This window comes from Janthinobacterium silvisoli (genome assembly GCF_014200725.1).
Taxonomy (GTDB): Bacteria; Pseudomonadota; Gammaproteobacteria; order Burkholderiales; family Burkholderiaceae_D; genus Janthinobacterium.
On record NZ_JACHCL010000010.1, the window covers coordinates 1 to 11913 of the forward strand.

Here is an 11913-nt window from a genome sequence, read left to right on the forward strand (position 1 = left end):
GTGCTGCAACCAGTGTGAAAGTAGGTTATTGTCAGGCTTGTTATTCGTAGTAGAGAAAAACCCCTCCGGTATCCGGTGGGGTTTTTTTTCGTCTGCTGCTTTTGCTGGGATGAACCTCAACGGCAAGGGCCGGGGTCAGACCCGGCGGGTCTGACCCCGGATTTTAACTGCCTCTATACGTCGAATAGGACCAGGGGGAGACGACGAGCTCCTCATTCGCACCCTCAATAATCAGCCGGCCCCATATATCGGACCGGCCCCAGATGGCAGTATCACACCCAAACAGCAGCTGCGCTTGGCCGCTTAAGCTCTGCTTTTAGCGCTTTAAAATAGAGGGATTACTTCCACTTCGGATATCTCTCTGCTCGATCACATATGCGTCATCAAGGTTTATATCCATCGTTAAGTATCTTCAAGAAAGCGATGAGGTCAGCGATCTCTGCGTCGTTCAACGGCGGCGTATCGCCAGCTTTTTTGTCGAACGGTGCATCGAAGACGTCGATATTGGTGTGATCGCTTGCAGGTAGGTCATCGTATTGTTGAACATGTCCATTTTTATCGTGCGGATAAATTTTTTCGGGTTGCGTTGCCCGCAAATTATAAAAATCCAGGACTTGCTTTAGGTCGTGATAGACGCCGTTATGGAAGAACACTTTTCGCATTGCCGCATTGCGCAGGGTCGGGGTCAGGAACATGCCGCAGTACTGCGATTGTGTCGCCATATCTTTACGGAGAGGGCCGCAGATGCCCATGTCGTAGAACGTTGCAGCGCGATTTGCCGGTAAATCCCGGTTACGGGGAACCCCCAGCGCTTCGTACTGTGTATCGGTAAACAGCGGTGGCTGACCATCCTGGGACGGTTGACTCAAATGGCACGCGGCGCAATTTCCCTTGTTTTTATCGTTGAAAAGCACCATGCCACGTTGTTCCGACGACGTTAATCGTGCATGCCCTTCCAGCCAATAGTCGTACTTGCTGGAGAACGCATGAAACGAAGCATCTTCGAATTGGTAACGGCCGATTGCGAACATGGCCTCGGAAACGAACAAGTTCGGGTCCTTCGTCACCGCTGTACCGAAAATTTTAGCCAATTCGGCGCCATAACCAGCTTTCGCCAACTTACGCGCGACCTCGGCATTGTCCACGTTGGCCATCTCGGCCGGATTGGTCAAAGGACCGATTGCCTGGTCCTGAAGGGTGCTCGCACGGCCGTCCCAGAAGAACCCGCCCTGCGGCACCATTGCTGGTGCCGCCACCTTGACGTCTGCGGCCTTCTGCTGGCGAGGCGTATTGAGGGCGGAGGAGGCGAGTTGATCTAGATTCACTGGCGTGTCGGTCTCTCCGGCTTCAGGACCGATACCGAATACAGACTGGCGATACAGGTAGGCCAACGAGGGCACGGCCCGCAAGCCAGCTGTCGCCAGGTGCAGGCCGCCGAGTTGCACCGACTGTCCATTGGGTGGGCCATATCCGTTTTGCGCGTTATGGCAGGACGCACAAGATTGCCTGCCTGATGCCGAGAGCGTCGGGTCGTGAAATATGCGCTGGCCAATCAGGGCGACGGCGCTAAGCGGCATAACCGGAGGACGCACAAGCTTGACCGGGTGAGGGTTGATGCCGAACAGATTTCCGGCGAGCTGCGCTATCGGTTCCGGCAGAGCTTGGGGACGGTAATATTGCGCGATGGTCGCGACGATACAGATGACCGCGGCGCTGAGGATTGCTATCGACCAGCCTCGGCGAACGAAGTGGGGAGAAGATGTCGTGGGCATGGTGGTATTGTTTAAACCCCAAAAAATTCGATATCCTGGATTTTTTGGGGTTGGCTGGAGAATTAGCAGCAGTGTCTGCTATTAAGCCGTCTTCCGCTCGTGCGCAAGGCGGCCGATTATCAGCTCAGATTGGTGTTAACAACAGGAGGTGTTGAAACCTTCAGGCCGGTTGTCGTGTCGATATAGACTGGTGGCGCAGGGTTGGCGGGTTTGAAATTGAACAGGCTCATGATGCTGCCCGTTGTTGCATCGTGCGAACCGTTACCGAGACGCTTACCCCCCAGCCAGTTATCCTCGATGAACTGGACGATCGACGCCTGAGTGACTTGGGTATGGTCGATATAGTTCACCTTCGCATAAGGCGAAATTACCAATAACGGAATGCGGGTGCCAGGGCCGCAACGGCCGTTGACTGCACTGCCGGTGACGCCAACGCCTTGTTTTGCAGCGCTTGAAGTACAGGAACCCACACCGTTCAACTGGTCATGCACGGGGTCGAACGAGGAGGTGGTCGGTGCCGTATAGGCATGGTCGTACCAGCCATCCGAGTCGTCGTATGTAACGACCACGGCGGTATTCTTCCAGTCTGGCTGCTGTTGCAGGAAGTTAACCACGTTGGCGATAAATGCCTGTTCATCGAGTGGATCGGAATTGCCAGGATGCGCATCGCCGACGGCGGGCGCCTTGATGTAGCTTACCGAGGGGAAGTTACCTGCAGACACAGCCGCGAAGAAGTCATTCACGTCATATTGATGATGCACTGGAGTCGCTGTGCTGTCGAGCGGATCGGTGGCGCCGATCACAGCAGTCGAGCTTGGACGGGTATGCGCTGGATTTTGCGTAGTCGGATAATACTGGAACCAGGCATGGTGAGGCACATAGTCTGTCGAGTTGGCGGCCAGCACACTCGAATACGTACTGCGCTTGCAGCCATTTGTTCCGTTGGCGTTGACGGCTGCGAGATTGAAGCCGCCCATGAAACCACCCCAGGTGATGTTTTGGGCATTCAACAGGTCGCCGATGTTCTTGTTGTTCGAACTCATTTGCACGAGGTTGCTGGCGGAGGTCGAAGAACAAACGTCACCGACCGGATCGGAGTCGCCGTTCATCGTGAAACCACCAGCCCCGTCGGCAATCACATTGTCGCCTTGCGCCGCACCGTTTGCCGGGATGGCGCCATTGGTCTGACCAGACACCACTTCGAGTGCGCCTGGCGTCGAAGGGCCGTACGTATCAGTGTACATATTGTCGCTCATGGCGAAATTCTGGGCGTAGTTCCAGAGTGCCGTGACCGTATTGCCATCGTAGTAGCCCATGACGAGACCAGGTGTACCGAACTTGGTGCCGCTTCCACCACCGTTGTTACCGGTTTTTGCAGGGAACAGGTCGGCCGCGCCATTGTTGTAGGCCAATTGCTCGTTCGCGTAGTCGTGCGATTGGCCATTGGTATTCGCCTGGCTGCGATCCAGACGGAATGGATTGATACCGCTACCGGGAGCAGTGGCATTATTTTGCGGATTGAGGAAATTCGGGTTATTCGTCAGCAGTGTGCCTTGCGTCAGGTTGTTCGGCACGGTAGTGCCGGGAGCCGCATTGAAGGCCGGTTCGTTGAGGGGGTTCGCTGCGTTGGGATAGGTACCAAAATAATGGTCAAACGAGCGGTTTTCACTGAAGATCACGACCAGGTGCTTGATCGGCGTTGTGGTTGTCAACGCGTCCTGTGCCGAAACAGGCGGCGTGGGAGATCCATTTCCGCCACTCGCCGCAGGCGAGCTATCGCCTGAACTACAAGCGACGACTGTGAGCGCTAACGCAACACTTCCGCATAAAATCTTAAGAGAATTATTATTAATTAACATATCGACAGGCTCCTGGAATACATATGATGCTGCCGTCAAGGCAACGCCACGATAATTCGAAATGAATATAAGAAATGCATAATTGGCAACGGTTGGCGTCGCAACCATAAGTATGAGACGGATTTATGACCGTATTGTGACGTCGTGACTGAAGATGGCAAGTTTGCAAGCGTTTCCGCTATGCATTCCTGATAATTATCGACAAACTATTACATTGATCTATGCGGGAAATGCAAGGTGTTACACGAGAAGCGATAGCAAATGTGGCAACAACAGGGGACGCTGCGCCAGCAATTGGCAAGTCCGGCGCTTGAGCGTTATGCCGCTGCGGGCACGCTGCCGATACACAACAATCTGCTCGAGAACGCCATCCGGGCTATGGTCATCGGTAAGTTCAAGCTGCATACCTGGCTTAGGTGGGGCGGCTTGCCGCTTACAAAAAAAGCAGCGCTACGCGCTGCTTTTTTGCTTTTATGGCCGTTCTTTATTGACCGGCTATCACTGGCATGGCGCCGCTTTTGGCTACCCAGTCGATCAACGCATCGGTAATGGCGCGCCCATTACCGTTGCCGACCAGCTTGCTGTTGATCATGGCGACCACGATGCAGAGCTGGTTGTTGGCGTCGGGAACGTAGCCGGCGATGGCCACTACATTATTCAAGGTTCCCGTCTTGATGCGTGCCCGCGCTGCTGCCGGGCTGTTCAGCAGGCGCTTGCGCATGGTGCCGTCGAGGGCGGCGATAGGCAGGCTGGACTGGAACTCGGGCGCCCACACGCTTTGCTGCATGGCTTGCAGCACGCCCGCTATCTGGCGTGGTGAAACACGTTCCGTACGCGACAAGCCAGAGCCGTTTTCAATCTGCAAGCCCTGGTCATCGATATTGTGTCGCTGCATCCACTCATGGATGACTTGCCGCGCGCGCGTTGCCGTATCTTCCGGGGCGGCCATGGCGACCGGGCGGCTGCCCAACCAGCCATCGCTTTGCAAGCTGCCCAGGCTTAAGAAAAGGGTACGGGCCAAGGTGTTATCCGAATTCTTGTTGGTATCGCGCAGCACTTCCGGCAAGGCGCGGGCCACGTGGTCAGCCAGCAAGCGGGTGCCGACCGGGTCGGCCGTGGGTGGAAGTCCGGTCGGCGCTGCTTCACGCACCGTGCCCATCAGCGTACCGCCCAGCCGTTTCCAGGTGGCACGGAACAAGCGGTCCGCATAATCCGTGCGATCGAGGACATTGATGCTGGTGGCTTTGGTGCAGTTTTGCGGGAAGGTGCCATGCAGTATCACTTGCAGCTTGCCGTTCGGGCCACGCACATATTCAGGCGGGCGCCAGCCATCTTCCCATTTGGCGCAATTTCCCTTGATCAGCTTCATGTCGCTGCTGATGCTGACATTGTCCAGCGGCGGCATCAGCAGCAGTTGCAATTGCCGTTCCGTCGAACTCATCTGGACGTCGAGCAGATTCGTGTTCAGCAGCAAGGCGTCGGGGATGACGTTATAGCGGAACTCGGCCGATTCATCGAAGGGCGGCGCTCCGATATCGGGCCGGGCCGGCTGGAAGAGCTGGCGGTCCAGGATCAAATCGCCCTTGATAGTCGTGATGCCCTGGTTGCGCAAGGCTTGCAGCATGTGCTCGAGCACATCGGCATTGAAATCCGTATCGGCGCCACCGCGCAATATCAAATCGCCTTTCAGCACGCCATTGATGACATCGGCGCTGGTGCGCAATTCCGTGCGCCCCCGAAAGATGGGACCCAATTGCTCCAGGCTGACGGCGGTAGTGACGATTTTCATGGTGGAGGCCGGTTCCATGCTGCGCTCGGCGCCATGCGACAGCACGGTGGTATTGCCCCGCAAGACAATCGCGCCGATGGCATCTTCTGGAATATTCGCGCCACGCAACAGCAGGCTGACGGATTCAGGTAGCTGCGCCTGCGCGTTGGCAATACCTATGCCGGCGAGCAAGGCGGCAAGCAAGACGGGACGTAACATGGCTCTCCTTAATGGAAAAAGACGTAGGCGACAAAGATGGCGGCGATGACGCCAGCCAGGTCGGCGATCAGTCCGGCCGTGATGGCATAACGCGTCTTGCGGATGCCCACCGAGCCGAAGTACAAGGCCACGATATAGAAGGTGGTGTCGGCCGATCCTTGGAACACGCAAGCGAGGCGGCCGACGAAGGAGTCGACGCCGTAGGTATTCATGGCGTCGATCATCATGGCTTTCGAGCCGGAACCGCTGAGCGGCTTCATCATGGCGGTCGGCAGCGCGGGCACGAAGTCCGTATTGATGCCCAGGTTGGCAAAGACCCAGTTCAGGCCCCCCATCACAAAGTTGAACACGCCCGCGTTGCGGATCACGCTGATGGCCACCAGCATGCCGACAAGATAAGGAATTACGGTGATCGAAGTCTGGATGCCGCCTTTCGCGCCTTCAATGAAAGCGTCATAGACATTCACGCGCTTGCGCAGCGCGCCGATGATGAAGATGGCGATCACGCTAATTAACACCAGATTGCTGACCACCTTCGATACCAGTTCGATTTCCTGTTTCGTCAGGTACTGCGTGAAATACCAGATCAGCGCGACGATGGCGCTGGTCATGCCGCCCAGCCAGCCCAGCACGACCCGGTTGATCAGATTGATGCGCTGCTTGATGGCAACGGTGATGATGCCGACCACGGTGGCCACATAGGTGGCGATCATGCAGGGAATAAAGATGTCGGAAGGATCGGCCGCACCCAGGATAGAGCGTTGCGCCATGATGGCCAAGGGAATTAAAGTCAGGCCCGAGGTGTGTAGCACCAGGAACATGATTTGCGCGTTGGTCGCCTCATCCTTGTTCGGATTCAAGGTTTGCAGGCTTTCCATGGCTTTCAAGCCGAATGGCGTGGCGGCATTGTCCAGGCCCAGCAGGTTGGCCGAGAAATTCATCACCATATGGCCGGTGGCCGGATGGTCCTTGGGAATTTCCGGGAATATCCTCGAAAAGAAGGGAGCGATCACTTTCGCCAGCCAGCCCACGATGCCAGCCTTCTCGCCGATATTCATGATGCCCAGCCACAAGGTCATCACGCCGGCCAGCGGCAGGGCGATATCCATCACGCCCATGCGCGCTGTTTCAAACGTGCCGTCGATGATGCGCTTGAAAATATCCGTGTCACCGAGAAACAGCCACTGCAAGATGGCAGCGAGGAAACCAACGAGGAAAAAGCCGGACCAGATGTAATTAAGTGCCATATCAGTTCTTTGCAGTGCGGTGTTGCGGGACGGGGAATGTAGCTGCAAGCAAAGTATAGAGGTAGCCCGATACGAGTTGATGAAAGAATGCAGCAATCACATGCCAAAAAGTTATAAGCTGGCAGTCTGTTTTCATTGGCGCCCCATGGCTTGCCCGCGTAGTCTCGGTGACGCCTTTCCTTCTGTACTGGAATACTGATGATGTCTCTGCATAAAACCGCCTGCGCCGCCGGCCTGGCCATCGCGCTTCTTTTCACCACCGGCAGCCATGCCGCGACCGAGGCGGCTGACGCTCGCGCCGGCAAGACCTTGCACTTATTCCTGAGCACCAGCGAGACGGGCCTGGACCCGGCCGTGGCGTCGGACCTGGCCAGTTTGAACCTGATGGAAAACGTGTTTGACCCGCTGCTGCGCTACGACTATCTGGCGCGCCCCGTCAAGCTGCAGGGTAATACAGCGCGCGGCTTGCCCAAGGTCGCGGATGGCGGCCGCACCTATATCTTCCAGATACAACCCGGTATTTTTTTCACGCCCGACCCGGCCTTCAAGGGCAAGCCGCGCGAAGTGACGGCGCAGGATTATGTGTATAGCCTGACGCGGCTGTACGACCCCAACCTGAAATCGCCGTGGTTGTTTTTACTGGAAGACAAACTGGTGGGTGATGCGGCGCTGAAAGCCAGGTTCAGCTATGACAGACCGATCGCGGGATTGCAGGCGCTGGACAAATACACCTTGCGCATCCGCTTGAATGGCGTCGACCCGAACTTCCTGTTTTACCTGGCCATGCCAGCCACTGGCGTGGTGGCGCGCGAAGTGGCTGAAGCTTATCCGGCAGCCGGCCAGTTTGGCAATCACCCGGTTGGCACGGGACCGTTCATGATCAAGGAATGGAAGCGCAGCGACAAGATCGTGCTGGAGGCCAACCCGACTTTCCGAAAAAGTCTGTTTCATACGGAGCCGGCAGCACTGGCCGCCTTGGCACCTGGTGACCAGGCGATTGCCACAGCGCTGGAAGGCAAGCAATTGCCGCTGGTGCAGCGCATCGAGGTACGCATCGTTGAGGAATATCAATCGCGCATGCTGGGTTTCCTGAAAGGCGAATTCGATTATCTGGAGCAAGTGCCGGAATCGCTGACGGATATGGTGCTAGACCATGGCAAGTTGAAGCCGGAGCTGGCGACCAGGGGCATCACCCTCGACCGCTTTCCCGTGCTGCAGACGTATTACATGTGGATGAATATGGACGATCCCGTGCTGGGCGGCTATACCAAGGACAAGCTGGCCCTGCGGCGCGCCATCGCCCTCAGCTACAACAGCCGCGAAGATATCGCCTTGCTGAAAAAGGGCCTGGCCTTGCCAGCGCAATCGCCACTGCCACCCAACGTGCTCGGTTATGACAAGGATTACCGCAGCCCCGTCGGCTACGATCCGGCGCTCGCGCGCGCCCTGCTGGACCGTTATGGCTACAAGCTGGGCGCGGATGGTTTTCGGCATCAGCCAGATGGTACGCCCTTGATTTTGAGCATGCATACGGAAGCGAACATGGTGGGGCGCTTGCGTGATGAATTGTGGCGCCGCAATTTGAACGCCATCGGCTTGCGCGTGGAATTCAAGAGCGACAAGAAGACGGAAATCATCAAGGCTTCGCGCCTGGGCAAGGTGCAGATGTTCGAGACCAACTGGGTGGCCGATTTCCCGGACGGCGATAACTTTATGCAATTGTTGTACGGTCCCAACAGTGGCCGCGCCAACTATGCCCGCTTTAATTTACCCGATTACAATAAACGCTATGAGGAGGCGCGCCTGCTGTCCGATTCGCCGCGCCGCCGCAGTCTGTACTTCGATATGTCACAGCTGATCCACGCGTACACGCCGTGGGTACTGCTGACACACCCCATCTCAGCCGACTTGCAGCAGCCGTGGCTAAAAAACTACAGGCGTCATCCCGTTGAATTCACGTCCTGGCGCTATCTGGACGTCGATATGACGCGGGGTCGCCCGGCTGGCAAGTGACCATGGTCTGAGAAAAAGGCATTCATTCCAAAAAGTTATAGTTAGGAAAGCATTTTTCATTAGCGGGTGTTTGAGGCAAGGCGTTACTCTGAAATTGAAAACAAATAAAGTCATGCGTAGAAGTCATTAGAAGAAGTAATGCGAGCAGTAACGCGAAAAGTCCTACTGAGACAGACGCTACGACATGAAAAAACGACCTGACTTGAGAAACTCAAGTTTCGCTTGCCCAAACGAAGGAGAGACCCGTGAAATTGAAGAAACTGGCGCAGTTGATGGCATTGATAGGGGTGGTGAGCCCGGCATTGGCACAGGAAGCCGCGCCGCAATCGTTGCAGCGGGTGGAAGTGACGGGCAGTAGCATCAAGCGCGTGGCCAATGAAGGCGCCTTGCCGGTGCAAATCATCAGCTACGATCAAATCGAAAAACAAGGCATCACCAGTGCCGAACAATTGCTGTCCATCATCTCTTCGAACGGCACGGGCGCCGATAACATGACTTCGGGCAATAACGTGTTTGGCGCCGACGCCGACCGCGTCAGCGGCGGCGCCTCGTTTGCCTCCTTGCGCGGCCTGGGCCCGAACAGCACCCTGGTATTGCTCAATGGCCGGCGCATCGCTACCCACGGCGCCAGCGGCAAGGCGGTCGACCTGAACTCGATTCCGATGGGGGCGATTGCCCGCGTGGAAATTCTCAAGGATGGCGCCTCGGCCATTTATGGTACGGACGCTATCGGCGGCGTGATCAACTTCATCCTGAAAACCAATTACAACGGCCTGGAAGTCTCGGGCACCACCAATTCCACGCAAGCGGGCGGTGGCATGCAACGTCGCGCGTCCCTGCTGGCCGGCCATGGCAATCTGGAAGAAGACCGCTACAACATCATGGTCAGCTTGACGGCCGACAATGACGACAAGCTCAGCTCTAACCAGCGCAAGTTTGCCAATGGCTTCCAGCCTGGCCGTGGCTTGTCGCCGGACACGACCGGCACGCCATATGCCAACCAATTGTCTGGTGCCGGTACGGCCCTGCAAATCCCTGACCCTAAAAATCCAGGGAAATTTATTGGTGGTTATACCTTGCCTGGCGATGCGAATGTGTATCTGCAAGCCAATCCGCTGAGCTTCCAGGGCAAGTGCGACACGATCAGTGGCATGTCGCAATACCAGACGGCGCTCTGGTCGAAAGTCACCTCCCCGCTGCGCAGCACCTATTCCTGCGCCTATGATTATGGCGGCGATTATGTGATCTCTTTCCCCGTCGAACGCGTCAACTTGCTCAGCCGTGGCACCTTCAAACTTGCTGCCGATCACACGATGTTTGTCGAACTGCTCGGTTCGCGTACCAAGGCGACGGCGGAATTTACGCCGATGCAAATCCAGACCACGGTGGCCAGTGGCGGCCTGTATCCGGTCGGCGGTGCGTATTATCAGGATCTGTCCGCCTACATCTCGACTTTCGACAAGACCAAACCGATTTCCTATAAATGGCGGGCCAACGATTTCGGCAACCGCACCCAGGAAAACACCACCGACAATATACGTTTGCTGGTCGGCTTCGAAGGCTCGGTTGGCCGCTGGGATTACAAGGCGGGTGTGTCGCATGCCGAAAGCAAGACCAACACCAAGCTGACCGATGGCTACGCTTACACGGCTGCACTGTTCCCGGCCTTGGCCAGCGGCATCATCAATCCGTGGGTGGGCCCAGGCCAGACCCAGACCGACGCTGCCAAGGCCTTGATCGAGTCGACCAAGTTCCGCGGCGACTTCCAGCATGGCAAGACGACCCTGACGGGCATCGATGGTTCGCTGTCTGGCGAAGTGATGCAATTGCCGGCCGGCCCCTTGTCCGCTGCCGTGGGCTTCGATCTGCGCCGCGAAAGCTATGCCTTTGGGCAAGATATCGATGCGACTACCGTGTATCTGTCGCCGGGCAATGCCGCGCTGGACAAGGCCAGCCGCAACGTCAAGGCCGTGTATGCGGAATTGCTGGTGCCTATCGTCAAGGATTTGGAAATGCAGCTGGCGCTGCGCCGCGATGATTACAGCCTGGTGGGCGCCACGACGAACCCCAAGGTTTCGTTCCGTTATCAGCCCGCTTCCTGGCTGCTGTTCCGCGGTTCAGCCAACAAGGGTTTCCTCGCGCCCAGCTTCACGCAATTGTATTCGGGGCAGTTGTACCAAGAATTGTCCAGCGGCGTGATCGATACAGTCGGTTGTGCACGTCACCCTGGCGACCCGGCATTCTGCGCTCCATCGCGCCTGAATTATTTCTCGGGCGGCAATCCTAATCTGAAACCGGAAACCTCGAAGCAAGGCAGCCTGGGGATGGTGATCGAACCGTTCAAGGGTTATTCGGCCTCGCTCGATTACTGGGCCATCAATTCCAAGGATCGCATCCTGAACCGTTCCGCCACCATTGTGTTGCAGAACGCTGCCTTGCTGCCGCAATACATCATCCGCAATCCGGATGACACGATCAACTATGTGCAGGGCGGCTGGATCAATGCCGCCGGTTCGCGAACGCGCGGCGCCGACCTGAGCTTGCGCGGCGAAGGCAAAGTCAATGGCTTTAAATGGAATGCGACGCTCGATGGCACCTGGACGCAAAGCTTCAAGTTCGCGGAAATTGCAGGCCAGGAATACAAGGAGTATGTGGGCAATTTCTACACGCGCGATTTGTACCTGCGCTGGAAACACAATGCGACCTTCAGCCTGTCGCGTGGCGATTGGAGCGGATTGCTGGCGCAGAAATACAGCTCGGGTTATAAAGACCAGGTGCCGAACGGTGGTGCCTTGCCTTATCCGGTCGGCTTCAACCCCGACGTGTCCAGCTATACGACGTACAGCCTGTCGGGTACCTACACGGGCTTCAAGAACACCACCATCACCGTGGGCATTCAGAACCTGTTTGACCGTGATCCACCATTCACGGCGCACAACGTCGATGATGTGGTCGGTGCGGGATGGGACCCACGGGTAGCTGATCCGCGCGGGCGTGCGCTGTCGTTCCAGGTAAAGTACAAGTTCTTGTAAGGC

At 56.8% G+C, this 11913-nt stretch carries 7 protein-coding genes; 3 read left to right on the plus strand and 4 right to left on the minus strand.

What is annotated here, in order from left to right:
• Positions 1-383: 383 nt before the first annotated feature.
• Both HDE75_RS25270 and HDE75_RS25275 read right to left on the minus strand, forming a co-directional pair.
• Positions 384-1772 (minus strand): cytochrome-c peroxidase, encoded by a 1389-nt coding sequence (locus HDE75_RS25270; RefSeq protein ID WP_183682453.1) that lies wholly within the window; start codon positions 1770-1772, stop codon positions 384-386.
• A gap of 119 nt (positions 1773-1891) precedes the next feature.
• A complete protein-coding gene (locus HDE75_RS25275; RefSeq protein WP_183682456.1) occupies positions 1892-3631 on the minus strand; it encodes a phospholipase C in 1740 nt (579 codons plus the stop codon).
• Positions 3632-3892: 261 nt separating this feature from the next.
• Between HDE75_RS25275 and HDE75_RS27085 the strand changes: the two genes are divergently transcribed.
• The gene (locus HDE75_RS27085) at positions 3893-4180 is read left to right on the plus strand and encodes an IS66 family transposase (protein ID WP_465052679.1); all 288 of its coding nucleotides are present in this window, start codon (positions 3893-3895) and stop codon (positions 4178-4180) included.
• On the opposite strand, the gene dacB is transcribed toward HDE75_RS27085, so the two are convergent.
• Together dacB and HDE75_RS25285 are read right to left on the minus strand one after the other, a co-directional pair.
• Positions 4116-5618, minus strand: a complete 1503-nt coding sequence (dacB, locus tag HDE75_RS25280) for a D-alanyl-D-alanine carboxypeptidase/D-alanyl-D-alanine endopeptidase (RefSeq protein WP_183682459.1) — start codon at positions 5616-5618, stop codon at positions 4116-4118. The two genes, HDE75_RS27085 and dacB, sit on opposite strands and share 65 nt — an antisense overlap.
• Before the next feature lie 8 nt (positions 5619-5626).
• Positions 5627-6865, minus strand: a complete 1239-nt coding sequence (locus HDE75_RS25285; RefSeq protein WP_183682462.1) for a nucleoside recognition domain-containing protein — start codon at positions 6863-6865, stop codon at positions 5627-5629.
• A 201-nt stretch (positions 6866-7066) separates the two neighbouring features.
• Here HDE75_RS25285 and HDE75_RS25290 point away from each other — a divergent pair, with 201 nt between their 5' ends.
• Complete coding sequence (locus HDE75_RS25290) at positions 7067-8878, plus strand: ABC transporter substrate-binding protein (protein WP_409254938.1); 1812 nt, start codon at positions 7067-7069, stop codon at positions 8876-8878.
• Positions 8879-9123: 245 nt separating this feature from the next.
• Positions 9124-11910, plus strand: coding sequence for a TonB-dependent receptor (locus tag HDE75_RS25295; protein ID WP_183682467.1), 2787 nt, complete (start codon positions 9124-9126; stop codon positions 11908-11910).
• The last annotated feature ends 3 nt before the right edge of the window (positions 11911-11913 follow it).